Here is a 24,155-nt window from a genome sequence, read left to right as displayed (position 1 = left end):
CGTCCGGACCGGGCGGAGAGGGCAGACGCCGTATTGGCGGCACGGACGGATCGGGGTATCGGTGTAGGTCTTCCCAACCCGCCCCGATCCCAGGAGCCTTCCATGACAGCCGCCGCCCTTCGCCCGGTTCCCGCGAACCGCACCTTGGATCTGCGCAGCGACACGGTCACCCAGCCGACCCCGGCGATGCGCGAGGCCATGGCCAAGGCCGATGTCGGCGACGATGTGTTCGGCGAGGACCCCTCGGTGCTGGCGCTGGAGGCCAAGGTGGCCGGCATCATGGGCAAGGAGGCGGCGCTCTACGTCTCCTCCGGCACCCAGTCAAACCTGCTCGGCGTGCTGGCCCATTGCCAGCGCGGCGAGGAGTTCCTGATCGGCGACTGCTATCACGTGTTCCAGTACGAGGCGATGGGGACCGCCGTGCTCGGCAGCGTGGCCGCCTATCCGCTGCGCACCGACGCCCGCGGCGGGCTGGAGCCGCAGCAGGTGCTGGACGCGATCAAGCCGGACGACGTCCACAAGCCGATCACCAGGCTGCTGTCCCTGGAGAACACCGTGGCCGGCCGGGTGCAGAGCCAGGACCGGATCGACGCCCTGGCCGACGCCGCCCATTCCCGGGGCCTGCAGGTGCATATCGACGGCGCCCGTCTGATGAACGCGGCGGTCAAGCAGGGCCTGAAGGCGAAGGACATGGTGGCGAAGATCGACACCGTGTCCCTGTGCCTGTCCAAGGGCCTCGGCGCGCCGGTGGGTTCGGTGCTGAGCGGCCCGGCCGACTACATCAAGCGGGCCCGGCGTCTGCGCAAGATGCTCGGCGGCGGCATGCGCCAGGCCGGCATTCTGGCGGCGGCGGGACTGCACGCCCTGGAGCACCACGTGGACCGCATGGCCGAGGACCACGCCAACGCCCGGCGCCTGGCCCAAGGGCTTGCCGAGGCGGGACCGCTGACGGTCGATGTGGACGATATCGATACCAACATGCTGTTCATCGAGCCGGCGGCCGAGGATGTGGAGCCGCTGCGGGCCTTCCTGAAGGAGCAGGGGATCGTGCTGGGGTCGCCGCGCCCGGCGAAGATCCGGGTGGTGACCCACCTGGACATCTCGTCCGAGGATGTCGACCGCATCGTGGCGGCGGTGAAGGCGTTCTACGCCAAGCGCTGACCGCATCGGGGTTTCACGCCGCTTATCGCCAAGCCGGTAATCACCAAGACCGCCGGCGTATTTCGAAGAAAGTGGGAAAACAATCCTGGCCTAGCCGGTGACGATGCCCCATATCGGCAGAGCGACCGAAACCCGGAGCTCCGATGTCCGCCCATGCCGATACCCGCCCTGAGGCCAAGGGCGACTGGAACACCATTCGCACGCTGATGCCGTATCTCTGGCCGCCCGGCCAGACGGGGATCCGCGCGCGGGTGGTGGCGGCCGTGCTGTGCCTGGTCATCGCCAAGCTCGCCACGGTCTACGTCCCGATCCTGTACAAGGATGCGGTCGATCTGATCTCCGACGGTTCCGACTTCGCGATTACCGCCCTGATCGGCATCGTCGTCGGCTACGGCCTGCTGCGCGTCGCCCAGCAGGCGTTCGGGGAGTTCCGCGAGTTCTTCTTCGCCCGGGTGGCCCAACGGGCGATCCGCACCGTCGCGCTGAAGACCTTCCGGCACCTGCACGCCCTGTCCCTGCGCTTCCACATGGACCGTCAGACCGGCGGGCTGTCGCGGGCCATCGAGCGCGGGGTGAAGGGCATCGAATTCCTGCTCTCGTTCATGCTGTTCAGCATCCTGCCGACGCTGATCGAGATCGCCATGGTCTGCGGCATTCTCTGGTACTTCTTCGATGTCTGGTACGCGGTGGTCACCTTCGTGACGATCGCCGGCTACATCGCCTTCACGATGTTCGTGACCGAATGGCGTCTGAAGTTCCGTCGGCGGATGAACGAACAGGATCAGACCGCGAATACCCGTGCGGTCGACAGCCTGCTGAACTTCGAGACGGTGAAGTACTTCGGCAACGAGCAGCACGAGGCGGACCGCTACGACGGCTCCCTGCGGCGCTACGAGGATGCGGCCGTCGCCTCGCGCAGTTCGCTGTCGCTGCTCAACGTCGGCCAGGGCTTCATCATCGCCGGCGGCCTGATCGCCCTGATGTCGATGGCCGGTTACGGGGTGAAGGCCGGGGCGATGTCGGTCGGCGACTTCGTGATGGTGAACACCTACCTGATCCAGCTCTTCCTGCCGCTGAACTTCCTCGGCTTCGTCTACCGCGAGATGAAGCAGTCCCTGGCCGACATGGAGGCGATGTTCCGCCTGCTCGACGTTCGGCGCGAGGTCGCGGACAAGCCGGACGCCGCCGCCCTGGGTCAGGGACCCGGCCGTGTCGACTTCGAGGACGTGCGCTTCGCCTATCGCGAGGACCGCCAGATCCTGCAGGGCATCTCCTTCAGCGTCGAGCCGGGTCAGACAGTGGCCATCGTCGGGCCGAGCGGGGCGGGCAAGTCGACGATCTCGCGGCTGCTGTTCCGGTTCTACGACGTGACCGGCGGGGCGGTACGGATCGACGGCGAGGATATCCGCGACGTCACCCAGCAGAGCGTGCGGGCCGCGCTCGGGATCGTTCCTCAGGACACGGTGCTGTTCAACGACACGATCTACTACAACATCGCCTATGGCCGGCCCGGGGCCTCGCCGTCGGAGGTCGAGGCCGCGGCCCGCCATGCCAGCATCCACGACTTCATCATGAGCCTGCCCGACGGCTACCAGACGGCGGTCGGCGAGCGCGGCCTCAAGCTGTCGGGCGGCGAGAAGCAGCGCGTCGCCATCGCCCGCACGATCCTGAAGGAGCCTCGGATCTACGTGTTCGACGAGGCGACGTCGGCGCTGGACAGCCACACGGAGCGGGCGATCCAGCAGAGTCTGCGCGAGGTGTCGCGCGGCCGCACCACCCTGGTCATCGCCCACCGCCTGTCGACCATCGTCGATGCCGACCAGATCCTTGTGCTGGAGGCGGGCCGGATCGTCGAGCGCGGCCGCCACGGCGAGCTGCTGTCCCGCGACGGCGCCTACGCCGCCATGTGGCGCCGCCAGCAGGAGACCCGCGAGGACGAGGCTGCGCCCACCCGGACGGAGGAGGTCGTCGCCACCGGCTGACGGCAGCGCGGCCGTCGCCGGGAGGCGGCTTCACATTTTCGACACGTGCCCTACACTCAAGGCATAAACGACCGGGGCTGAATCCTGGCAGGTGAGTGGGGGGAATGCGGGATGCGTATGTCGCTCATCGTTGCGTGCAGCGTCGTGGGAGGGTCCCTGACGGCGGCGGATGTTGTCCTGGCTTCCGGTTTCCAGCTCAAGGAACAGAGTTCCAGCAAGCTCGGCAATGCCTTCGCGGGGGCCGGCGCGTCCGGCGACGATGCGTCCATCATGTTCTACAATCCTGCCGGCATCGCGTTGTTCAAGAACCCGCAGGCCATGGCCGGGGTGGCCGCCATCAAGCCGACTGCCAAGCTGGGCATTTCGTCGGCGACCGACGGCACCGGGGGGACCATGTCCGGTGGCGAAGGCGGCGACGCCGGTAGCCTGGCTGCCGTGCCAAGCACCTACCTGGTGGCGCCGGTGAACGATCAGGTCAATGTCGGCCTGGCCATCAACGTGCCGTTCGGGCTGCGGACCTCCTACGAGGACGACTGGGCCGGACGCTATCACGCCATCACCTCGGATCTGGAAACCGTCTCCATCACCGGTGTGGCGTCGCTGAAGCTCAGCGACAAGCTGAGTATCGGCGGCGGACCGTATGTCAACTACGCCCGCGCCCGGCTGACCAATGCCATCGACTTCGGCACGATCTGCGTGGGTGCGCTCGGGGCGGGCAGCTGCTCCGCTCTCGGCGCCTTGCCGCAGCAGGCCGACGGCAAGGTGGACATATCCGGGGACGACTGGTCGATGGGGGCGACGGCCGGTCTGCTCTATGAGCCGATGAAAGGCACGCGGATCGGCCTGTCCTGGCGCAGCCAGACCAAGGTCAGTGTCCAGGGTGATGCGGATTTCGACGTGCCTAACAGCGCCCGCGCCCTCACCGCGACGGGGGCCTTCACCGACAGCGACATTTCCAGCACGGTCACCTTGCCCGAGACCATCGGTCTCAGCCTGCATCACGACATCACCGACGAGGTCGCCGTGATGGGCGACGTGGTCTGGACGGCGTGGCACCGGTTCGAGGAGCTGCGTATCGAGTTCGACAATGCGGCCCAGGCGGACAGTGTGACGCGGGAGAACTGGAACGACACCTTCTTCGTCTCGCTCGGCGCCACCTGGCGTCCCGACGACAATTGGACGCTGCGCACCGGCGTGGCCTACGATCAGAGCCCGGTCGATGCCAACTTCCGCACCGCCCGGATACCCGATCAGGACCGGTATTGGCTGGCCGTCGGCGCCGACTACCAGGTGGACGATCGCTGGAAGATCTCGGCGGGCTACACGCACATCTTCGTGGATAGCGCCGCTCTGGACGAGTCGAGTGCCGCGGCCGGCACCCTGCGGGGCACCTACGAAGGCTCCATCGACATCCTCACCGTCGGAGCGACTCTGCGCTTCTGACGCAATTTCCTGACATCGACGGGTCTGCGTCCCCTTGGTAGAACGGGGGCGTTAACCGGTGGAAAGGTATCGACATGGCGAAGCGGGCAGCGAACGCGGTCCCCAGCGGCGGTCTCATCGACCCCCAGAAGCTCGAGATCATGACGGCGCTGGAACGCAAGGTGCTGTGGCTGGCGATGTGGACGATCCACAACGCCAACCATATCCGCGACAGCCGCGACGGGCTGAAGGTCGGCGGCCACCAGGCGTCCTGCGCTTCGCTCAACACCATCATGAGCGCGCTGTATTTCGACGTGCTGCGCCCGCAGGACCGGGTCGCGGTGAAGCCGCATGCCAGCCCGGTCTTCCACGCCATCCAGTACATGATGGGCCGCCAGTCGGTGGACCAGCTCCAGCGGTTCCGCGGCTATGGCGGGGCGCAGTCCTATCCGTCGCGCACCAAGGATGCCGACGAGGTCGACTTCTCGACCGGCTCGGTCGGCCTCGGCGTGGCCATGACCCTGTTCTCCTCCATGGTGCAGGACTATGTGCGCATGCAGCACCTGGTCCAGGATCCGGAGCGGGTGGGCGAGAGTCCCGGCCGCATGGTGGCCCTGGTCGGCGACGCGGAGCTCGACGAGGGCAACGTCTACGAGGCGATGCTGGAGGGCTGGAAATACGACGTCCGGAACCTGTGGTGGGTGATCGACTACAACCGCCAGAGCCTGGACGGGGTGGTGTCCGACGGACTGTTCCAGAAGATCCGCCAGTTCTTCGGCACGGTCGACTGGGAAGTCGTCATGCTGAAATACGGCAAGCGGCTGGAGCGGGTCTTCGCCCAGCCCGGCGGCGATACCCTGCGCAACTGGATCGACGAATGCCCGAACGACCTCTACTCGGCCCTGACCTTCAAGGGCGGGTCGGGCGAGGCGGGCGTGTGGCGCGACCACCTGAAGAAGGATCTGCGCGGCGTCACTGGCATCAAGGCGATCCTGGACGACCATGACGACGTCGAGCTGCACAAGCTGATGACCAACCTGGCCGGCCAGGACATGGAGGCGGTGCTGGAGGCGTTCCACGGTGTGAACGACGACCGGCCACGCTGCTTCATCGCCTATACGGTCAAAGGCTACAACACGCCGCTGGCCGGCCATAAGGACAACCACTCCGGCCTGATGACCCCCGACCAGATGGCCCGGTTCAAGGCCGATCACGGCATCGAGGACGGCGAGGAGTGGGAACCGTTCGCCCGCGCCGGCATGGACGAGGGCACCCTGCGCGAGTTCGTGCAGGTGGTGGACTTCAACGCCCCCGGCTCGCGCATCCACAAGGCCGACAAGGTGGAGATCCCATCGGTCCTGCCGATCCGCGGCCAGAAGACGATCTCCACCCAGATGGCCTTCGGCTCGGTGCTGCACGAGCTGTCGCGCGGCAACTCGGCCCTGGCCTCGCGCATCGTCACCACCTCGCCGGACGTGACGGTATCGACCAATCTCGGCGCCTGGGTGAACCAGCGCGGCATCTTCTCCCTCGACGTGCGCAACGACGTGTTCCGCCAGGAGCAGGTGGCCTCGGCGCAGAAATGGATGCGCCACGGCGGCGGCCAGCACATGGAGCTGGGCATCGCCGAGAACAACCTGTTCATCCTGCTGGCGTCGCTCGGCCTGTCCGGGCCGCTGTTCGGCACGCGACTGCTGCCGGTGGGTACCCTGTACGACCCGTTCATCGCCCGCGGCCTCGATGCGTTGAACTACGCCTGCTACCAGGACGCCCGGTTCATGCTGGTCGCCACCCCGTCGGGCGTGACCCTGGCACCGGAGGGCGGGGCGCACCAGTCGATCTCCACCCCGCTGATCGGTCTCGGCCAGCCCGGCCTCACCAGCTTCGAGCCGGCCTATGCGGACGAGCTGGCGCAGATCATGCGCTGGGGTTTCGAGTTCATGCAGGCCGATGACGGCGGCTCGGTCTATCTGCGGCTGTCCACCCGCTCCCTGGAGCAGCCCGACCGCAAATTGGACGACGCCACGGTGGCCGACATCCTGGCCGGTGCGTACTGGCAGGTGGAGCCGGGGCCGGAGGCCGAGCTGGCGCTGGTCTATAGCGGGGCCGTCGCCCCGGAGGTGCTGGCGGCCTACGCGGAGATGGCCGACGACATTCCGGGCCTGGGCGTGCTGGCGGTGCCGTCGGTCGACCGGCTTTATCACGGCTGGCAGAAGAGCCTGCGCGGCCGCAACGGCAGCGGACCTGGTTCCAGTCATGTGGAGAAGGTGCTGTCGAAGCTGGCGCCGGGCGCGTCCCTGGTGACGGCCCAGGACGGCCACCCGGCGACCCTGAGCTGGCTCGGCTCGGCGACCGGGCGGCGGGTCTACCCGCTGGGCGTTACCGGCTTCGGCCAGTCCGGCGATATCCCGGACGTCTACGCCCATTACGGCATCGACACGGCGTCCATCGTGGATATGGCCGCGACGGCGTGTCTGGGGCGGTGAGGAGCTGGTTTCCCCCCATACCGTCATCCCGGTTCGTCCCCGGACCCGTTCTGGGGCGAGACCGGGACCGTGACCCGGCCGAGTCTCTGGGTCCCGGCCGCCTTCCGGATCGGGTCCGGAGGTCGCCGGGATGACGATTGAGGTGAAGCAGTGCGCGCGGTCTGCCCCACCGCATGATCCCGGTTTCATCGGGACCGGGGTTCGGCGATCGTGGCTTGGTCCTGACGTACGTTCGGATCAGGCCGTTTGCCCATCCGAAACCGCGAGTATTCTGACTTTCGCCAGGATGACGAACAGGTGCCGGATTTGCGGGCAGGGCGGTCGGCAGGCCGTGAGGGCTTCAGGATGATAGCGCCTGCGCGCCCTCACTTCTCCGCCAGGAATCGCAGATGGGCGATGATCGCCGCCATGTCGCCGTCGGAAATACGCGCATAATACCCGAAGCACATCCAGCCTGCGGCCGTCCTTGCTCACGCCCCCGCGCACCGCCCGGACGAGTTTCGCATCGCTCCAGCCGTCGATCCCGGCCTCCATATCGGGGGTGATGTTGGGGGCATAGACGGCCCAGATGTCGATATCCTCCATCAGCCGGCCGGAGAGCGCCCTGCTCATGTCCGGACCCTGGGGGCCGAAGGGGGTCGGCAGTTGCCGCGGGCTGCCGCTGCGTTCATCAGATACGCCCCGCAATCGACGCGCGAAAGCCTAGCAGCCTCCGGGCTCCCGTGCCATATGGAGCGAGAGAGGGCGAAACCCCGGCGGTCCGCGGCATCGGGCAGAGCGCGCGGAACTATCTTCTTGCTCTGCGACCGCCGCGGCGTTGGAATGATCCGCCCGTATTCTGGTTCGCACCGCACCCCCCAGGAGGGCGCCATGAACGAGCAATCGACCCGAATTTTCCGCGCCGCCAGCCGGACGAAATACAACGAAGGCTATATGCCCGGCTTCGGCAACGACTTCGAGACCGAGGCGCTCGAGGGCGCGCTGCCGATCGGCCAGAACTCGCCGCAGCGCTGCCCCTACGGGCTCTATGCCGAGCAGCTTTCGGGCACGCCCTTCACCGCCCCGCGCGAGACCAACAAGCGCTCCTGGCTCTACCGCATGCGGCCGACGGTGCAGCATATCGGCGACATGGCGCGGATCGACCTGCCGCACTGGCGCTCCGCGCCCACCGTGGGCGAGAGCGATCTGCCGCTGGCGCCGATGCGCTGGGACCCGGCCCCGATTCCGGCCGATGCCGGCACCTTCCTGACCGGCATGCGCACGATCTCGACCGGCGGCGACGTGCACACCCAGACCGGCTTCGCGATCCATACCTACGCCGTGACCGAGAGCATGGAGAGCGAGGTGTTCTGGAACGCCGACGGCGAGATGCTGGTGGTGCCGGAGGTCGGGGCGCTGCGCTTCTTCACCGAGATGGGTGTGATCGACATCGCGCCGGGCGAGATCGCCGTGCTGCCGCGCGGCATCAAGTTCAAGGTCATGCTCGCCGGAGAGGATCAGGCGCGCGGCTATATCTGCGAGAATTACGGCGACCACTTCACCTGTCCGGAACGCGGGCCGATCGGGGCGAACTGCCTCGCCAACCGGCGCGACTTCCTGTCTCCCGTGGCCGCCTACGAGCAGCGCGACGGCGAGACCCACCGGGTCGTCATTAAGTGGGGCGGAACCTTCAACGCCTGCGAGATCGATCACTCGCCGCTGGACGTGGTCGCCTGGCACGGCAACTACACGCCGTACAAATATAACCTGCGCCACTTCTCGCCGGTCGGACCGATCCTGAACGACCATGCCGACCCGTCGATCTTCACGGTGCTGACGGCGCCCTCCGGCACGCCGGGCACCGCGAATATCGACTTCGTGATCTTTCCGCCGCGCTGGCTGGTGGCCGAGGACAGTTTTCGGCCGCCCTGGTACCACATGAACGTGATGAGCGAGTTCATGGGGCTGATCGAGGGCGTCTACGACGCCAAGCCCCAGGGCTTCGTGCCGGGCGGCATGTCGCTGCACAACATGATGCTGCCGCACGGTCCCGATGCCGAAGCGTTCTACGGCGCCTCCCTCAAGGAACTGACACCGCAGAAATTCGACAACACGCTGGCCTTCATGTTCGAGACCCGCTTTCCGCAGCAGCTCACCCGCTACGCGGCGGGTCTGCCGACCCTGCAGGTCAAGTATCCGGATTGCTGGCAGGGTCTGCGTAACCATTTCGATCCGGCCCGACCGGTCTGGAACGGGGAATAGGGACGTTGTCTGAACGATCGCAGCGCCTGCCGGTCGTCGGCTTCCGTCCGACCGGCGACGGGAATGACGATGGGCAGGATGCGCGCACCGAATCGAGGCGGGCGACCTTCGGCGCGGTCGCCCGAGAGGGCAGCACGCCGGTCGACTGGCGCTATGCCATGTGCCCGATCGACACGGATTTCATGGGGTTCGGCCCGTTTCGCGGTCTGGTGGCCCAGTGGCGCCTGCGCATCCGGCGCGGCGAGGTCCTGCCGCGGCGCGACGACTTTCAGTTCGAGGACTTCGCCGACTGGCTCGGCCGCATCTTCATCGCCAAGGTGGAGCGCGAGCCGTTCAACCTGCGCTTCACCCTGTGGGGGGTGAAGCTGGTGGAGTGGTGGCGGGTCGACTACACCAACCGCACCCTGGGCGAGCTCTCGTCCAACCCGGATCTCTGGCGGATGACCGAGATCCAGTATTTCGCGGAGATGGACCGCAAGCCCTTCATCGGACTGGCCTGCGGGTTCCTGTCCCAGCACGGCCTGGCGCATATCAAGGTCCTCGGCCTGGACCTGCCGTTCTCCGACGGCGAGGGGCTGACCCATGTGATCTCGACCCACATGAAGATCGATCTGGGCGAAACCATCGAGGATGTCCTGCCCGATTGCCCGGTCACGGATTTCACGCCGGACTACTGATCGCGCCCGAACAGCCCGCCTCAAAAACCCATCTGACTTGCCCTGACGGACCGAATTGAGTGCCTGGATATGAGGCATGAAATGTCCATTCGGTGAGCACGACAAGGGGGTTCCCGTCCGTTGAACGGTTCGTCACCTGCCGGAAGCCGCCGGTCGGCGGGGTGGTCCCGTTTTTGCACTTGCGAGATGTGCCTATGCGCTCTCCCGCAATGCCGGTCCGGCACCAGGGGACGGGAGGGACCCAACCGCATGACGTGACGAAACGTCCGGCCGCGAGGTCGGGAAAATGGACATTCAGGAGAGAGAAATATGGGGATCTTGAGGAACACGGTGATGTCGGCGGTGGTCGGCGCCTCCATCGCCCTGACGGCCGGCTCGGCCTCCGCGGCGGACTGGATCATGGCGTCCGGTTATCCGGACAGCAACTTCCACACCCAGAACATCCAGACGTTCATCGAGGAGGTGGAGGCCTCCACCTCGCTGAAGATTCAGCTCAACTCAAATGACACGCTGATCAAGCTCGACGCCATCAAGACGGCGCTGCAGCGTGGCCAGATCCCGATCGGCGAGATCCGCCTCGGCGTCTATGGCAACGAGGACCCGATGTACGTCCTCGCCGGCCTGCCTTTTATCGCCGCCGACTACACCGAGGCCTGGCTGCTGAAGGACCTGCAGAAGGAGTATTTCGACAAGATCTTCGCCGAGCAGGGCCTGCGCATCCTGTACTATTCGCCGTGGCCGGGTCAGGGCTTCTACACCAAGTTCCCGGTGACCAGCGTTGAGGACTTCTCCGGCAAGAAGCTGCGGATCTACTCCACGGCGACCCAGGAGATGGGCCAGATGCTCGGCTTCGACGCCACCATCCTGCCGTTTGCCGAGATCCCGCAGGCGTTCTCCACCGGCCTGATCGAGGCGCTGTTCACCAGCCCGCAGACCGGTATCGACATTCAGGCCTGGGACAACACCTCGAACTTCACCTATGCCGGCGCGATCTTTTCGAAGAACGCCGTGGTGGTGAACGAGTCCTTCTTCTCGGCCCTGCCGGTCGAGGAGCAGATGGCCATCCTGAAGGCCGCCGAGAAGGCCGAGCTGCGCGGCTGGGAGATGAGCGCGCAGACCACCGCCGCACAGATGAAGACGCTGGCGGAGAACGGCATGACGACCGCCAGCGCGCCGCCGGCCGTGATCGAGAAGATGAAGACCATCGGCCTGAAGATGATGGAGACCTGGCGCAAGGACGCGAGCCCCGAGGCGGCCGCGATCCTCGACCGCTACCTGGCCCTGCAGTAAGGCAGACCGCCGCCGCCGGCTCCCCACGGGGCCGGCGGCTTTTCTATTATCCGGAAACCCACCAGCAGGACGCGCGCCATGCGCCAAGCTCTCGACCGGCTCTATCTCTGGAGCGGGTATCTGTCCGCGATCTTCCTCGTCGGGATCGCCGCGACCATCATCGCCCAGGTCGTCGCCCGCTTCTTCCCGAAGGTCATCGTCGTCGACTCGACCGAAAGCGCCGGCTTCTGCCTGGCCGCCTCGACCTTTCTCGGCCTGGCCTACACCTTCCGCCACGGTGCTCATATCCGCGTGACCCTGGTCACCCGGCTGGCGACCGGCATGGTCGACCGGCTGATCCATCTGTGGAGCCTCTCGGCGTTCATCGTGATCATGGGCTTCATGACCTACTGGTCCTTCGACCTGGTCTATTTTTCGTTCAAGTTCAACGACATCAGCCCGGGCCTGCTGGCCATTCCCTTCTGGATCCCGCGCTCGGCCATGGCGGTCGGGTCGCTGATCCTGCTGATCGCCCTGCTCGACGAGATCGTCTGCGTGCTCATGGGCAAGACGCCGAGTTATGTGGAGAACGACATGCAGGCCTACGAGGCCCATGACGACACCCCCGCCGTTCTGGACCGGGAGCGCGGCTGATGGACGCCGGAGTCATTTCGCTCATTCTCTTCGTCCTGCTGCTGGCGCTGCTGGCCTCGGGGCTGTGGGTGGCGCCGACGCTGATCGCGGTCGGCTATGTGGCGCTCGGGGTGTTCTCGCCGGCGCCGGCGGGCACGCTGTTGGCAAGCACGGTTTGGGACGCGAGCTGGAACTGGGCGCTGACCGCGCTGCCGCTGTTCGTGTGGATGGGCGAGATCCTGTTCCGCACGCGGCTGTCGTCGGACATGTTCACCGGGCTCGCCCCCTGGACCTCGCGCCTGCCGGGCGGGCTGCTGCACGTCAACATCCTGGGCTGCGGCGTCATGGCCGCGGTCGCGGGCTCCAGCGCGGTCACCTGCGCCACGGTCGGCCGCATGTCCATGCCCGAGCTGCGCAAGCGCGGCTATGACGAGGGACTGGCCATCGGCACGCTGGCCGGGTCGGGTACCCTGGGTCTGCTGATCCCGCCCTCGATCATGCTGATCGTCTATGGCGTGGTCGCCCAGGTCTCCATCTCTCGGCTGTTCATTGCCGGCATCGTGCCGGGCGTCATGATCATCGCCATCTTCATGACCTATGTGGCGATCCGCTCGTCGCTCAATCCCAGCCTGGCGCCGAAGCCGGACCGGCATCTGAGCTTCGGCGAGAAGCTCTGGGCCTCGCGCTTCCTGATCCCGGTCATGGGGCTGATCTTCGTCGTGCTCGGCTCGATCTACGGCGGCTTCGCCACCCCGACCGAGGCGGCGACCATCGGCGTGATCGGCGCCCTGGTGCTGGCGGCGGTCAGCCGGTCGCTCACCTGGGACTCCTTCATGGAGAGCCTGATGGGGGCGGTGCGGACCTCCTGCATGATCGCCTTCATCCTGGCGGGGGCGGCGTTCCTGTCGATCGCCATGGGCTTCACCGGCGTGCCCCGCGTGCTGGCCGGCTACGTGGACGCCTGGAACCTGTCGCCCTTCGCGCTGATCGCCCTGCTGACGGTGCTCTACATCTTCCTCGGCTGCTTCCTCGACGGTGTGTCGATGATGGTGCTGACGGCGGCGGTGGTGCTGCCGATGGTGGAGAAGGCGGGGATCGACCTGCTGTGGTTCGGCATCTTCACCGTCATCGTGGTGGAGATGGCGCAGATCACCCCGCCGGTCGGCTTCAACCTGTTCGTCCTGCAGGGGATGACCGGGCGCGACATCCTGAAGGTGACGAAGGCGGCGATGCCGTTCTTCGCCCTGATGCTGTTGGGTATCCTGATCATTACCCTGGTGCCGGAGATCGTGCTGGCGCCGGTGCAGTTCATGCTCAGCAAGTAGGGCGTCGGCATCGCCCCTGACGACGAAAAAGGCCCGCGCCGGAGCGCGGGCCTTTCTGCATCCGACTGGAGCGTCGGTCAGTTCATCGGGGTCAGCAGCATGCCGTCGGACTTCTCGGCATAAGTGCCGGCGTCATAGGCCGTCGCCGCGTCGAGCTGCTCCTCGGTATAGGGGACGATCACCGAGATCTCGTCGGATTCGTTGCGGTACAGCTCGACGTCCTGGAACGCCATCGCCACCGGCTTTTCGCCGAGACCGAGGAAGCCGCCGACATCGATCACCATGGCGTCGATCTTGCCGTCGGCCGTCACCAGCACGTCGCCGACCTCGCCGATGCGGTTGTAGTTGCTGTCATAGGCCCAGGCACCGTCGAGGGTGGTGGCCTCGATCTTCTCGGAGCTGAGCTTGGAGCGGCCCTCCATGAACGACTCGCGGGTGTTCTCCGGGGTCGTGGCCGTCGTGGTGGCGTCCTTATCCACCGCGGCGACGGTCGAGGTCGCCGGCACGTTGTTGGCCGTCGACTCCTTCTTCATCGGCTCCTTATCGGTCTTGCCGTTCATCGCCGAAGAGCGCTCCGGGGCCTCGTAGGCACCAGCCTTCTCAAGCTCTTCCTTGGTCAGCGCCGAGACCAGACGGTACTCGTTGTCGCCGGTCTTCTCGAAGGAGAGACGGGTGAAATCGACGGCCACGTCCTTTTCCCCCATGCCGAGGAAACCGCCGACGCCGATGATCACGGCCTTGATCGAGCCGTCCTCGCTGACGACGGCGTCGTCGATCTCGCCGATCCGGTCGGCGTCGTCGGCCGTGGAGGCGTAGACGGAGTGACCCATCAGGTTGGACGCGAGGTAGCCGCGGACCTGCTTGGCACCGATCGTGTCGACGGAGTCGAAGCGCATGTTGGTCTGAGCGTCGGTCGACGCAGCTATCGCCGGGCCCGACATCAATGCGACGAGCGCCGTGGTGGCGAGCATCTTCTTGATCATTTTCTTCCCTCAATACGTTGGGCGGCGTGGGTGACCGCATGCCTAACCAACGGCAGTGAGGGAGGGCAGTTCCTTGGCGTTCGCTGTCGGCACTGACACAAAATACGCGTCTGATGTCGGCCGAGGTTACGCTGTGTCGAAGGTCTCCGGCAGGCCATTCAGGGCACGCCAGTGCCGGGCGATCTCGTCGCGCCGGGCGATCCAGATGCCGCCCTTCGCGGCGATGTGCTCCAGCACCCGGGCAAGGCCGGCGATCCGGCCGGGACGCCCGATGATCCGCAGATGCAGACCGATGGAGAGCATCTTCGGGGCAGTGCGCCCTTCCTCCCACAGCCAGTCGATGGCGTCGCAGCAGTAGCGGGCGAAATCCTCGGCGAAATGGAACCCGCCGCCGCGCTGGAACCGCATGTCGTTGGTGTCGAAGGCATAAGGCAGGACCACGTGGGGGCGATCTTCGACCGTCAGGATCATCGGCAGGTCGTCGCCGTAATGGTCGCTGTCGTAGAGGAAGCCGCCTTCCTCGACCAGCAGCCGGCGGGTGTTGGGGCTGGCGGCGGAGCGGGTGTGCCAGCCGACCGGCCGCACCCCGGCGGCGGCGCGGATCTCGTCCACGCAGCGGGCGATCACGGCACGCTCATGGTCCTCGTCCATATTGGCGTGCCGCTCCCAGCGGTAGGAGTGGCAGGCGATCTCGTGGCCGCGCCAGGCCATGTCTTGGGCGAGCCACGGCGACAGGGTGAGGGCGCGCGCGCAACAGTTCATCTGCGCCTTGACCCCGTATCGGTCGAACTGCTCCATAATCCGCCAGTAGCCGGCGCGGGTGCCGTAGTCGAAATGGGTGTCCTTGGCCGGGTCGGGCACGCCGACCACTTCCTCGACGATCTCGTAGACCGCCTCGTTGCGCTCGTCGCCGAGGGAGACCGAAAGTTCGGCGCCTTCCTCCACATTGACCACGAAGGACACCGCCAGCCGGGCGTCGCCCGGCCAGTGCGGATGCGGCGGGTTGCCTCCGTATCCCCTGAGGTCGCGGCTCATGGACCGTCGGCCTCGATCAGCGCCTTGAGGGCGAGGGCGGCGGCGGGTACCGGTTCCACGATCGGCAGGCTGGCCTCCGCCCCCAGGGCGCGGGCGGCCTTGGCCAGGGGACCGCCACCGACGATCACCGCGTCGACCTCCAGCGTCTCCGTCGCCTCGGTCAGCATCTCCCGCAGGGTCGCCATCAGCAGATCCGGATCGCCCATGACCTTATAGGGGTCGCCCTTGATGCGCAGGATGTCGACCAGCCTCTCGCCCTCGCCATAGACCACGGCGAGCGCCCGCAGATGCGCGTTCAGGTCCGGCGTGGTCGACAGGATGGCGAAGCGGCCATGGCGGCCGGCGGCCTGCATGGCGGCCTCGGCGATGCCGACCACCGGCACGTCCAGCAATGCCCGCAGATCCTCCAGCCCCGGATCCAGGAAGGCCGACAGGATCACCCCCTCGCACGGGTCGAGCCCGTCGCGGAACAGCGTCAGCAGCGAGGCGGACGCCCGCTCCGCGCCGGCCACGTCGGTGATGATCGGCGGCGCGTCCTCGTTGGTCTTCAGCCGGACTGTCCAGCCGGGGCCGAGCGTTTCCTGGGCGAAGGCGCCCATCAGGTCGGTGCTGGCCCGGGTGCTGTTCGGGTTCAGCAGCAGGATGCTGTGGCCGGGGCCTTCATCGATGGCGGACAGGGTCAGCGCTCCTCGAAGGTGATCGGCTGCGCCCCTTCCCACAGGCACAGGCGGCCGAGCTCGGCCAGGTTCTCCAGGCCCGAGGTGAGGGTGATGAAATGGTTGCCGGCAAGCTGGCCCATCTTCGAGGCGAAGTGCACGCCGCCATAGGCCAGCAGGATCTCGGTCTCGCTGATGCCACCCGGATAGAGCAGGATCTGGCCCGGGGCCGGGTAACTGGTGTGGTTCTCGTAGCCGACGCCGAACTGCAGGTCGCCGAGCGGCAGCCAGACGCCTTCGCCGCTCCAGCGGACATGCACCGCCTTGCTCACGAACGGCATCTGGGCGCGGAACGCGGCGATGGTCTTGGGGGCGGCATCCTCCTCGAACCTGGCGTCGAAGGTGAGCGGTCCGGCGGTGACGGTGAGGGCGCGCGGCATGGGCGGTGTCCGGAGGTTGTGACGTGTCTGACGACAGCCTGCCGCGCCCGTCGCCGCACTGCAAGATCGCCGACGCGGACCGTCGCCGATCCCGAGCATCAGTCCCGGGGCGCAAATGGTCTGGGGATTACCGGCCGGTGCCTTAATGGTTTGTGAGGTTTCCACCGGTAGACTCGTAACAGTCGGTCGGTCAGACTTCCCGTTGTGGAGGGGCGCCACCGGCTCGGGAGAAGCTCATGAAGCAGATCACGGTCTCCATCCGGTCTGCGGAGACCTCGGATGCCATCGGTCTGGCCCGCGTGCAGATCGAGACCTGGCGCGACGCCTATGTCGGGATTCTGCCCGACGAGTCCCTGATCGAATTGGATGAGATGCGGGCCGCCGTGCGCTGGACGCGCCTGGTGGCGGGGCTGGAGGAGCCGGAGCTGCTGTCGGTCGCCGAGGTCGACGGCGACGTGGTCGGTTTCTGCCATGGCGGGAACGGGCGCCGTGCCGTCTCGGCGGGGCTCGACTCGGGCGACCGCATGGCCGAGGTCTATGCCCTCTATGTCGATCCGAACTACCAGGGCCTTGGACTCGGCCGCGCCCTGCTCGGTCACGTGGCCCAGGGGCTCGAGTCGGACGGGTTCGAGGCGCTGACCATCCTCACGCTGGAGGCCAACCGCCATGGCCGGCGCTTCTACGAGGCGCTGGGCGGCCTGGCCGGGGATCCGGTCCCCTCGGTGGTGAGCGGCACACCGATCGACCAGACTCCCTATGTCTGGAGCGATATCTCGGTCCTGGTCCGGCGTATCGAGACCGCCCAGGGCTAGGCCCCGCGGCAGTGCCGGAAATGACGGTCGGATCGCGCGGCAATCCGGCGCTTGCCGGACCCCGGCGCTTGCAGTAGCTTCCGGCGCTTCCTGAGCACCGCGCCTGGGGGCCATAGATGACCGATCGCGTTCTTATCCTGGATTTCGGCAGCCAGGTCACACAGCTGATCGCCCGCCGGGTGCGCGAGAACGGCGTCTACTGCGAAATCTTCCCTTTCAATGTCGATCCCGACCGGATCCGCGACTTCGGCGCCGCCGGCATCATCCTGTCGGGCGGGCCGTCCTCGGTCTATGGCGAGGACGCGCCGCGGGCGCCGGACCTGGTGTTCGAGATGGGCGTGCCGATCCTCGGCATCTGCTACGGCTCCCAGCTCCTGTGCCACCAGCTCGGCGGCACCGTGGAGAAGAGCGACGAGCAGGAATTCGGTCGCGCCGAGATCATGGTGAAGGACAGCTGCCTGCTGTTCGACGACCTGTTCACGCGGGGCACCGTCGAACCGGTCTGGATGAGCCATGGCGACCGCATCGCCGCCGTCCCGCCGGGCTTCAAGACCGTCGCCACCACCCCGTCCGCGCCCTTCGCCGCCTTCGCCAACGAGGAGAAGCGGATCTACGGCCTGCTGTTCCATCCCGAGGTGGTACATACCCCGCGCGGCGGCCAGCTCCTGCGCAACTTCACCCATAAGGTCGTCGGCCTGAAGGGCGACTGGACCATGGCCGCCTACAAGGACCAGGCGATCGCCAAGATCCGCGAGCAGGTCGGCGACGGCAAGGTCGTCTGCGGCCTGTCCGGCGGCGTCGACAGCTCGGTGGCGGCCGTGCTGATCCATGAGGCGATCGGCGACCAGCTCACCTGCGTCTTCGTCGATCACGGCCTGCTGCGGGCCGGCGAGGCGGAGGAGGTCGACCGGCTGTTCCGTCAGCACTACAACATCCCGCTGATCACCCGCGATGCCAGCGACGTGTTTCTGGGCGAGTTGGAAGGCGTCGACGACCCGGAGGTCAAGCGCAAGACCATCGGCCGGCTGTTCATCGACGTGTTCGACGCCGAGGCCAACAAGATCGACGGCGCGCGCTTCCTGGCCCAGGGCACGCTGTATCCCGACGTGATCGAGAGCGTGTCGCCCACGGGCGGCCCGTCGGTCACCATCAAGTCGCACCACAATGTGGGCGGCCTGCCCGACTACATGAAGCTGGAACTGGTCGAGCCGCTGCGCGAGCTGTTCAAGGACGAGGTCCGCGAACTCGGCCGCGAGCTCGGCCTGCCGGAGACCCTGGTCGGTCGCCATCCGTTCCCCGGTCCGGGCCTCGCCATCCGCGTGCCGGGCGCGATCACCCGCGAGAAGCTCGACATCCTGCGCAAGGCCGACGCGATCTATCTCGACGAGATCCGCAAGGCGGGCCTGTACGACGAGATCTGGCAGGCCTTCGCCGTTCTGCTGCCGGTGCGCACGGTCGGCGTGATGGGCGACGCCCGCACCTACGACTACGCCTGCGCCCTGCGGGCGGTCACGTCGAGCGACGGGATGACGGCGGATTACTACCCGTTCCCCCACGACTTCCTCGGCCGCACCGCTACCCGCATCATCAACGAGGTGCGCGGCATCAACCGGGTGACCTACGACATCACCTCCAAGCCGCCGGGCACGATCGAGTGGGAGTAATCCCCGGCGGCGTCAGCAGGCGTCGTGGAAGATGATCCCGGCCGTATGGCGCAGGCCGGAGCGGACCCGGCTCACCCCGTGGCGGAGCTTCACGCGGTAGCTCCCGCGGGTGCCGCGTACCGGCCGGTTGTTGACGGCGAAGGCGACGGCATCGCCCTGGCGTAGCGGCACCACCTCCACCCGGCTCTGCATGCGGGGCCGCTGTTCGGTCATGCAGAACTCGCCGCCCGTGAAGTCCTCGCCCGGCTCGGAGAGCAGGATGGCGACCTGGATCGGGAAGACGAGATCCCCGTACAGGTCCTGATGCAGGCAGTTGAAGTCGCCCGGGCCGTATTGCAGCAGCAGCGGCGTCGGTCGGGTCTGACCGGCGGCGTGACAGCGCGCGAGATACGACGCGTGGCTCTCGGGAAAGCGCTCATCGACGCCCATGCGCCCGTTCCACTGGCTCGCCAGTCCCGCCAGACGCGGATAGAGCGCCGTGCGCAGGCCCGCGAGCAGGCCCGGCAGGGGATAGTCGAAGTAGCGGTATTCCCCCTTGCCGAACCCGTGCCGGGCCATGATGACGTGGCTGCGGAAGCGACCCGGCTCCGGATAGAGCGCGGCCGTGTCGCGGCATTCGGACGGGGTGAGGAGCCCGGACAGGACCGCGCAGCCGGTATTGTCCAACTCGCTGGTGAGCGCGGGCCAGTCATAGGCGGCGATCCGGGCTTCCGTCATGGACTTCACTCCTGCTCTCCGTTCGGCGCGCATTTGCCCCTGTGCACGGCAGATGGACACTCCGATTGTTGCTCTCAAATCGGGCGCGTCCGTGGCGGCGGCGGAGGTGCGCGGCTTCCACGGCGCCCCATGCTGTCCGCCAGAAGGCGCAGGCAGGATCGGATCGGAGGGAGTTACATGTATAGGCGATTTATTCGACAGCGTTTCTGACTTGCATGAACTGTGATCGCACGGTTTAATTCATTGATTTATCTTAGAGTTTCTGGAATTGCTTCACCTTTGATCGGGAAAGGCGCCTTGTCCGACAGGCGAAAGAAACCATGACTCCAGAAGAGTTCACCAAGATTGTTTCGCCAACTGTTATTTCCAATAAGTCATTTAATAAGGTTTTTTGTATCGGCTACAATAAAACGGGTACAACGACATTAGAACAGGTTCTTCGGCTCTATGGCTATAAGCTTCCCGATCAGCAGGATCAGGAAGTGCGCTTGACGAGACAGGTGTTCTCTACCGACTACACCGAATTTAAGGAATACTGTCGGAATTTCGATGCATTCCAGGACATGCCGTTTTCGCAAGGACTGACCTACGTCGCCGCCGACGCATTATTTCCCAACAGCAAGTTCATTTTATCTGAGCGGGATCCCGACGCGTGGTTCGCCTCAATGTCCAACTTTCACAAAAAACTTTTCGACATGGGCGAGATGTCAAAAGTAACGGAAGAGGACATCCTTCATAAATTTACGTATCTTTATCCTGGGTACAATCACGCCAATAAGAAAATGCTCCTCAGCGTGTTCAATGGCGAAAACCGGGAAGTGCTGTGGGAAAAATTATACGATAAAGATTACTATGTGAACATGTATCAAAGCCGTAATGCTGAGATCAAAAGATACTTCTCGGAGACCGAAGGTAAGCTTCTGATTATTGACGTTACCAAAGAACAGGACACCGGGAAGATATGTGACTTTCTGAACATCCCCCCGCACATGAAAGTTCCCATGCCCCATTCAAACAAGACATAAGAACGATCAAGGGCCTAGCCCGCTCTGGAAAACCAGGGCGGTTCGGTGTCGGTCTGGCGTCCGCCCGGGATGCGGATCCGGCGGAAGGATGACGCCCGCGCCAACCGTCGGCAGTGCGTTGGACGTCATTGCGGGAGTATCCGCACCCGGGGCGGCGCACCGGAGGCGGTTCGATCAGGTGGGGATTTGGACGGTGTCGTGCGCCGCTGCGGGTGCGCCCGGCCTTAGAGCGACGCCAGGTCGATGTCCAGGACGGTCATGTTGAACTGGTAGCAGACCTCGCCGTCCTCATCGTCGCGGAAGATCACCCCGAGGAATTCGTCGTCGAGCATGACCTCCACCGAATCGTCCTTGTTGGTGCGCGGGACGAGGGCGATCCGATTGTTCGAAAAGCGGTTGCGCAGATACGCCTGTACCTGAGCGATTTCCTTCGGTGTCACGTCGGTCTCCTCGCGGTGAAGTGAGTTGGCAATGTAGTGAGCATGATCTCGCTGTCGACCCCGGCTTATCGCAGGCGGCGGTGGTCGCGCAACCGCGATGGCGGTTTGGCCTCGCGCCCGGATCGCGTAGAAGGGGGCTGACTTCCGCCGAGGACCCGCCATGACGTCGCCGCCTTCCGCCCCACATGCCATGCCCGCCGCCGCACCCACCGACATCGTGATCGATTGCGATCCCGGCATCGACGACGCCATCGCCATTCTGCTGGCCGCCGCCTGCCCGCAGCAGGTGCGGATCTCCGCGCTGACCGCCACCCACGGCAATGTCGGCCTGGCGCTCACTGCCCGCAACGCCTGCAGGCTGCGCAGTCTGGCGGGCCTGCCGGAGGTGCCGGTGCATGCCGGCTGCCCGCGGCCGCTGACCGCTCCGGTGCACGACGCGGCCCATATCCACGGCGGCAACGGCCTGGGCGGAGTCGAACTGGCGGACGGCGACGATGGCCATGCCGAAGGTCGCGGGGGCCATGCCGAAGGCCGTGGGGGCCTCGCCGAGGCGCATGGGGTCGACGCGCTGATCGCCGAGGCTCAACGGGGCCGTACGCTGGTGGCCGTCGGCCCGCTTACCAACGTGGCGGTCACGCTGATCAAGCGGCCGGAGACGGCGGCGCGCTGGCGCCGGCTGGTGATCATGGGCGGCGGAGTGGAGAAGGGGAACGTCACGCCCCAGGCCGAGTTCAACGTCTTCACCGACCCGGAAGCCGCCCGCACCGTGCTGACCACCACTGAATGGCCGGTGGCGGCCCGCCCGGTGCTGTTCCCGCTCGATGCCACCCATCAGGCGCTGCTGTCGCCGGATTGGATCGCCGACCTCGCCGCGACGGGCGGAAAGGTCTGTCGGATCGCCGCCGCGATGCTCGGCGGCTACGACACGCCCAGCACCGCGGCGCAGGGCGGCAAGGCCGTGCACGACGCCATGGCGGTGGCCTGGACCATCCGACCGGAGCTGTTCGAGACCCGGGCGGCCCGGATCGACGTGGTGACCGACAGCGGTGCGGCCCGGGGTCGCACGGTGGCCGATTTCGCCTCCATCGAGCCGACGGCTGATATCGTGATCGGCGTCGACGCGCCGGCCTTCATCCAGTGGCTGAAGGAGCGGCTGGCGTCGCTCGACGCGGCCCTGTCCGGGGGCTGAGTCTGGATGCGGCTGAGTCTGGTCGGGGCCGAGTCTGGTCGGGACTGAGGCACGGCGGGCATGACGACGGGACTGAAACTTGGCATGGTAGGACAATGACGCTGACCGATCCCCTGATCGCCACCCTCGCAGTACCCGTTCTGGTGACGGTGGCCGTGGCCGTGCTGCTGCGGCTGATCGGCGGCGCCGGAACGGGGGCGCGGACGGCCGCTTTCGGCATTCCGGTGGGGCTGATCGTCGCCGTGGCCCTGCTGCCCGGGCTGGCGCCGACGCCGCCGGTGACGGTGATGGAGAAGCTGGTCTGGCTGGCGGCGGCCGGCGGGCTGATCGGCGTCCTGATCGAGATGGTCACCCAGACCCGCTTCATCTCGGCCCTGGCGGCGTTCTTCTGGCCGTTCCTGGCGGTGGTCTGGACCTCCGGGATCGACGTGACCGCTGTCATCTCCGGCGAGACGCCGGCCCATCAGTTTCCCTACCGGGTGTTCGAGGTCTCGGCGGTCGCCGGCCTGATCGTCGGCCGGATGCACCAGATCGCCGAGGTCGAGCTCTGCGCCCCGGTGGCGCTGATCGTGATCGCTGCCGGGCTCGGCGCCGTGGGGCTGGCGACGGGACCGGGATACGCCTGGTCGATCGGCTTGCCGCTGGCGGCGGCCGGGCTCGGCTGGGTGGTGTGCAACTGGCCGAACCGGCGCCTGCCGTTCGGCGCGCCGGGGGAGATCGGCGGCAGTGCGGTGGCGATCGCCCTGGCGGCGGTCATGGTCTACCAGGCCCGCGTACCGGTGGTGCTCGTGCTGCTGGTGCTGTCGGCCCTGGCGATCGAGCCGCTGGCCCGCCGCTTCGTGGCGACCAACGCGCTGACCAAATCGGAGGCGGTGCGTCCGATCGCCCTGGCGGGGATCCTGGCGCTGCCGGCGGCGCTGGCGGTGGTGCTGGCCCTGTACGCTCCGGCGTTGATCCCGGATATCTACCGGCCGTAGGCGGCGGTTTCCGTTTCTTCTGCTCACTGCCCGGACTTATTCCGGGGCCTTCCCATCCGCGTGCTGCTGCCGCTGGGCCGCGCACGCCTCACCCGTTGGCACAGGGCCGGGGAGTGGGAGAAGGGGAGAGGTGGCAGGAGTGCCCGGGTCGGCTTCGCTTCTCTTCCCGTCATCCCGGACGCGCCCCGAAGCGGATCCGGGGCGCGTCGGGAGGGCGGTGAGGGGCGCTACGCCAGTCCCTCCAGCCCGGCATCGACGCTGAGCGACTGGCCGGTGATGTTGCGGCCGGCCTCGGAGCAGATGAACAGGATCTGATGGGCGATGTCGCCCGCCGTCACGAAGCGCTTCATCAGCGTCACGTCGGCCATCTTGGTGCGCATCTCGTTCTCGGAGATGCCGCCGGCTTCCGCCTTGGCCTTGATCACCCGGTCGATGCGCGCGCCCTCCACCGGGCCCGGCTGGACGCAGTTCACGCGGATGCCGTGGGGGCCGAGTTCCATGGCGCAGGTGCGGGTGAAGCCGACGATGCCGAACTTCGCCGCCGAATAGGGGCTGCGCAGCGGGAAGCCGAACTTGCCGGCCGCCGAGGACAGGTTGACGATGCTGCCGCCGCCCGACTTGATCAGCGCCGGCACCGCCTTCTGGGTGCCCAGGAAGGCGCTGGTCAGGTTGATGGTGAGGCAGGCGGTCCAGTCCTCCAGGGAGACGTCCTCCACCGGCGCGGTCGGCCCGGCGGTGCCGGCGTTGTTCACCATGATGTCGAGCCCGCCCAGGGTCTCGATGCCCTTGTCCATGAAGTCCTGGAAGGCGGCGGCGTCGCCGACGTCGCAGGGCACGCCCTGCAGGCCCGGGATCGTCGCCTTGGCGTCTTCCAGCGCGTCCACGTCCAGGTCGCAGGTATAGACGGTGGCGCCGGCAGCGGCGAAGACCTCCGCCGTCCTGCGGCCGATGCCCTGGGCGCCTGCGGTGATGATGGCGCGCTTGCCGGTCAGATCGAGCTTCATGGGGTCCCTCCGGTACT

At 66.7% G+C, this 24,155-nt stretch carries 22 protein-coding genes; 14 read left to right on the top strand and 8 right to left on the bottom strand.

All coding sequences use genetic code 11. From position 1 onward, the window contains the following. Positions 1 to 102 precede the first annotated feature (102 nt). The 4 genes from ltaE (at position 103) to G578_RS0100920 (ending at position 7,051) form a co-directional block, all read left to right on the top strand. Positions 103 to 1,161, top strand: a complete 1,059-nt coding sequence (gene ltaE, locus G578_RS0100935; protein ID WP_051243458.1) for a low-specificity L-threonine aldolase — start codon at positions 103 to 105, stop codon at positions 1,159 to 1,161. 143 nt (positions 1,162 to 1,304) lie between these two features. Continuing rightward, the gene (locus G578_RS0100930) at positions 1,305 to 3,143 is read left to right on the top strand and encodes an ABCB family ABC transporter ATP-binding protein/permease (RefSeq protein ID WP_028792661.1); all 1,839 of its coding nucleotides are present in this window, start codon (positions 1,305 to 1,307) and stop codon (positions 3,141 to 3,143) included. A 111-nt stretch (positions 3,144 to 3,254) separates the two neighbouring features. Further along, positions 3,255 to 4,586, top strand: coding sequence for an OmpP1/FadL family transporter (locus tag G578_RS0100925; RefSeq protein WP_028792660.1), 1,332 nt, complete (start codon positions 3,255 to 3,257; stop codon positions 4,584 to 4,586). A 74-nt stretch (positions 4,587 to 4,660) separates the two neighbouring features. Next, complete coding sequence (locus G578_RS0100920; RefSeq protein ID WP_038012987.1) at positions 4,661 to 7,051, top strand: transketolase; 2,391 nt, start codon at positions 4,661 to 4,663, stop codon at positions 7,049 to 7,051. Positions 7,052 to 7,288: 237 nt separating this feature from the next. Here G578_RS0100920 and G578_RS29310 read toward each other — a convergent pair whose 3' ends face one another. Next, positions 7,289 to 7,663 (bottom strand): hypothetical protein, encoded by a 375-nt coding sequence (locus G578_RS29310; RefSeq protein ID WP_156907156.1) that lies wholly within the window; start codon positions 7,661 to 7,663, stop codon positions 7,289 to 7,291. 258 nt (positions 7,664 to 7,921) lie between these two features. On the opposite strand from G578_RS29310, the gene hmgA reads away from it, so the two are divergent. The 5 genes from hmgA (at position 7,922) to G578_RS0100890 (ending at position 13,196) form a co-directional block, all read left to right on the top strand. Continuing rightward, on the top strand, positions 7,922 to 9,292 hold the full coding sequence (gene hmgA, locus G578_RS0100910) for a homogentisate 1,2-dioxygenase (protein ID WP_028792658.1): 1,371 nt from the start codon (positions 7,922 to 7,924) through the stop codon (positions 9,290 to 9,292). Positions 9,293 to 9,297: 5 nt separating this feature from the next. After that, positions 9,298 to 9,969, top strand: a complete 672-nt coding sequence (locus G578_RS0100905) for a PAS domain-containing protein (protein WP_028792657.1) — start codon at positions 9,298 to 9,300, stop codon at positions 9,967 to 9,969. Between the two features lie 309 nt (positions 9,970 to 10,278). Next, positions 10,279 to 11,259: a TRAP transporter substrate-binding protein gene (locus G578_RS0100900; protein ID WP_028792656.1), complete on the top strand. Its 981-nt coding sequence runs from the start codon at positions 10,279 to 10,281 to the stop codon at positions 11,257 to 11,259. Positions 11,260 to 11,337: 78 nt separating this feature from the next. Next, positions 11,338 to 11,892, top strand: a complete 555-nt coding sequence (locus tag G578_RS24030; RefSeq protein WP_084618591.1) for a TRAP transporter small permease — start codon at positions 11,338 to 11,340, stop codon at positions 11,890 to 11,892. Beyond that, positions 11,892 to 13,196 carry a TRAP transporter large permease gene (locus G578_RS0100890; RefSeq protein WP_028792655.1) on the top strand — a complete coding sequence of 435 codons (1,305 nt, stop codon included), beginning with the start codon at positions 11,892 to 11,894 and terminating at the stop codon, positions 13,194 to 13,196. Before G578_RS24030 ends, G578_RS0100890 begins: the two co-directional genes overlap by 1 nt. Before the next feature lie 77 nt (positions 13,197 to 13,273). Here G578_RS0100890 and G578_RS0100885 read toward each other — a convergent pair whose 3' ends face one another. The 4 genes from G578_RS0100885 to G578_RS0100870 all read right to left on the bottom strand — a co-directional run bounded on the left by G578_RS0100885 (position 13,274) and on the right by G578_RS0100870 (position 16,310). After that, complete coding sequence (locus tag G578_RS0100885) at positions 13,274 to 14,179, bottom strand: PRC-barrel domain-containing protein (protein WP_028792654.1); 906 nt, start codon at positions 14,177 to 14,179, stop codon at positions 13,274 to 13,276. Positions 14,180 to 14,305: 126 nt separating this feature from the next. After that, the gene (locus tag G578_RS0100880; protein ID WP_028792653.1) at positions 14,306 to 15,214 is read right to left on the bottom strand and encodes a polysaccharide deacetylase family protein; all 909 of its coding nucleotides are present in this window, start codon (positions 15,212 to 15,214) and stop codon (positions 14,306 to 14,308) included. Continuing rightward, on the bottom strand, positions 15,211 to 15,939 hold the full coding sequence (locus G578_RS0100875; RefSeq protein ID WP_156907155.1) for an aspartate/glutamate racemase family protein: 729 nt from the start codon (positions 15,937 to 15,939) through the stop codon (positions 15,211 to 15,213). Before G578_RS0100875 ends, G578_RS0100880 begins: the two co-directional genes overlap by 4 nt. Next, positions 15,894 to 16,310 (bottom strand): DUF3830 family protein, encoded by a 417-nt coding sequence (locus G578_RS0100870; protein WP_028792651.1) that lies wholly within the window; start codon positions 16,308 to 16,310, stop codon positions 15,894 to 15,896. Before G578_RS0100870 ends, G578_RS0100875 begins: the two co-directional genes overlap by 46 nt. A gap of 236 nt (positions 16,311 to 16,546) precedes the next feature. Between G578_RS0100870 and G578_RS24025 the strand changes: the two genes are divergently transcribed. Then, on the top strand, positions 16,547 to 17,122 hold the full coding sequence (locus G578_RS24025; RefSeq protein ID WP_051243452.1) for a GNAT family N-acetyltransferase: 576 nt from the start codon (positions 16,547 to 16,549) through the stop codon (positions 17,120 to 17,122). 116 nt (positions 17,123 to 17,238) lie between these two features. Then, positions 17,239 to 18,786, top strand: coding sequence for a glutamine-hydrolyzing GMP synthase (gene guaA / locus G578_RS0100860; RefSeq protein ID WP_028792650.1), 1,548 nt, complete (start codon positions 17,239 to 17,241; stop codon positions 18,784 to 18,786). 12 nt (positions 18,787 to 18,798) lie between these two features. Here guaA and G578_RS0100855 read toward each other — a convergent pair whose 3' ends face one another. Further along, on the bottom strand, positions 18,799 to 19,503 hold the full coding sequence (locus tag G578_RS0100855; protein ID WP_211228828.1) for a 2OG-Fe(II) oxygenase: 705 nt from the start codon (positions 19,501 to 19,503) through the stop codon (positions 18,799 to 18,801). Between the two features lie 320 nt (positions 19,504 to 19,823). Between G578_RS0100855 and G578_RS28005 the strand changes: the two genes are divergently transcribed. Beyond that, positions 19,824 to 20,528 (top strand): sulfotransferase, encoded by a 705-nt coding sequence (locus G578_RS28005; RefSeq protein ID WP_156907154.1) that lies wholly within the window; start codon positions 19,824 to 19,826, stop codon positions 20,526 to 20,528. 224 nt (positions 20,529 to 20,752) lie between these two features. Here G578_RS28005 and G578_RS0100845 read toward each other — a convergent pair whose 3' ends face one another. Next, the gene (locus tag G578_RS0100845; RefSeq protein WP_028792648.1) at positions 20,753 to 20,968 is read right to left on the bottom strand and encodes a DUF3126 family protein; all 216 of its coding nucleotides are present in this window, start codon (positions 20,966 to 20,968) and stop codon (positions 20,753 to 20,755) included. Positions 20,969 to 21,128: 160 nt separating this feature from the next. Here G578_RS0100845 and G578_RS0100840 point away from each other — a divergent pair, with 160 nt between their 5' ends. Continuing rightward, on the top strand, positions 21,129 to 22,157 hold the full coding sequence (locus G578_RS0100840; RefSeq protein ID WP_084618590.1) for a nucleoside hydrolase: 1,029 nt from the start codon (positions 21,129 to 21,131) through the stop codon (positions 22,155 to 22,157). A 95-nt stretch (positions 22,158 to 22,252) separates the two neighbouring features. Then, positions 22,253 to 23,134, top strand: a complete 882-nt coding sequence (locus G578_RS0100835; RefSeq protein ID WP_028792646.1) for a hypothetical protein — start codon at positions 22,253 to 22,255, stop codon at positions 23,132 to 23,134. A gap of 227 nt (positions 23,135 to 23,361) precedes the next feature. Here G578_RS0100835 and G578_RS0100830 read toward each other — a convergent pair whose 3' ends face one another. Then, a complete protein-coding gene (locus G578_RS0100830) occupies positions 23,362 to 24,138 on the bottom strand; it encodes an SDR family oxidoreductase (protein WP_028792645.1) in 777 nt (258 codons plus the stop codon). Between the last annotated feature and the right edge of the window lie 17 nt (positions 24,139 to 24,155).

The sequence above is a fragment of the Thalassobaculum salexigens DSM 19539 genome (assembly GCF_000423805.1).
Taxonomy (GTDB): Bacteria; Pseudomonadota; Alphaproteobacteria; order Thalassobaculales; family Thalassobaculaceae; genus Thalassobaculum; species Thalassobaculum litoreum.
Note: the sequence above shows the minus strand (reverse complement) of the source record. Positions and strands in the feature narration are given on the sequence as shown.

Excerpts from the sequence above, each read along its gene's own strand:
- G578_RS0100930 (WP_028792661.1), top strand. The coding sequence starts at position 1,305 with ATGTCCGCCCATGCCGATACCCGCCCTGAGGCCAAGGGCGACTGGAAC.
- G578_RS0100870 (WP_028792651.1), bottom strand. The coding sequence starts at position 16,310 with ATGCCGCGCGCCCTCACCGTCACCGCCGGACCGCTCACCTTCGACGCC.
- G578_RS0100840 (WP_084618590.1), top strand. The coding sequence starts at position 21,129 with ATGACGTCGCCGCCTTCCGCCCCACATGCCATGCCCGCCGCCGCACCC.
- G578_RS24025 (WP_051243452.1), top strand. The coding sequence starts at position 16,547 with ATGAAGCAGATCACGGTCTCCATCCGGTCTGCGGAGACCTCGGATGCC.
- G578_RS24030 (WP_084618591.1), top strand. The coding sequence starts at position 11,338 with ATGCGCCAAGCTCTCGACCGGCTCTATCTCTGGAGCGGGTATCTGTCC.
- G578_RS0100830 (WP_028792645.1), bottom strand. The coding sequence starts at position 24,138 with ATGAAGCTCGATCTGACCGGCAAGCGCGCCATCATCACCGCAGGCGCC.
- G578_RS0100885 (WP_028792654.1), bottom strand. The coding sequence starts at position 14,179 with ATGATCAAGAAGATGCTCGCCACCACGGCGCTCGTCGCATTGATGTCG.
- G578_RS0100890 (WP_028792655.1), top strand. The coding sequence starts at position 11,892 with ATGGACGCCGGAGTCATTTCGCTCATTCTCTTCGTCCTGCTGCTGGCG.
- ltaE (WP_051243458.1), top strand. The coding sequence starts at position 103 with ATGACAGCCGCCGCCCTTCGCCCGGTTCCCGCGAACCGCACCTTGGAT.
- hmgA (WP_028792658.1), top strand. The coding sequence starts at position 7,922 with ATGAACGAGCAATCGACCCGAATTTTCCGCGCCGCCAGCCGGACGAAA.
- G578_RS0100835 (WP_028792646.1), top strand. The coding sequence starts at position 22,253 with ATGACGCTGACCGATCCCCTGATCGCCACCCTCGCAGTACCCGTTCTG.
- G578_RS0100920 (WP_038012987.1), top strand. The coding sequence starts at position 4,661 with ATGGCGAAGCGGGCAGCGAACGCGGTCCCCAGCGGCGGTCTCATCGAC.
- G578_RS0100855 (WP_211228828.1), bottom strand. The coding sequence starts at position 19,503 with ATGACGGAAGCCCGGATCGCCGCCTATGACTGGCCCGCGCTCACCAGC.
- guaA (WP_028792650.1), top strand. The coding sequence starts at position 17,239 with ATGACCGATCGCGTTCTTATCCTGGATTTCGGCAGCCAGGTCACACAG.
- G578_RS0100880 (WP_028792653.1), bottom strand. The coding sequence starts at position 15,214 with ATGAGCCGCGACCTCAGGGGATACGGAGGCAACCCGCCGCATCCGCAC.
- G578_RS0100900 (WP_028792656.1), top strand. The coding sequence starts at position 10,279 with ATGGGGATCTTGAGGAACACGGTGATGTCGGCGGTGGTCGGCGCCTCC.
- G578_RS0100925 (WP_028792660.1), top strand. The coding sequence starts at position 3,255 with ATGCGTATGTCGCTCATCGTTGCGTGCAGCGTCGTGGGAGGGTCCCTG.
- G578_RS29310 (WP_156907156.1), bottom strand. The coding sequence starts at position 7,663 with ATGAGCAGGGCGCTCTCCGGCCGGCTGATGGAGGATATCGACATCTGG.
- G578_RS28005 (WP_156907154.1), top strand. The coding sequence starts at position 19,824 with ATGACTCCAGAAGAGTTCACCAAGATTGTTTCGCCAACTGTTATTTCC.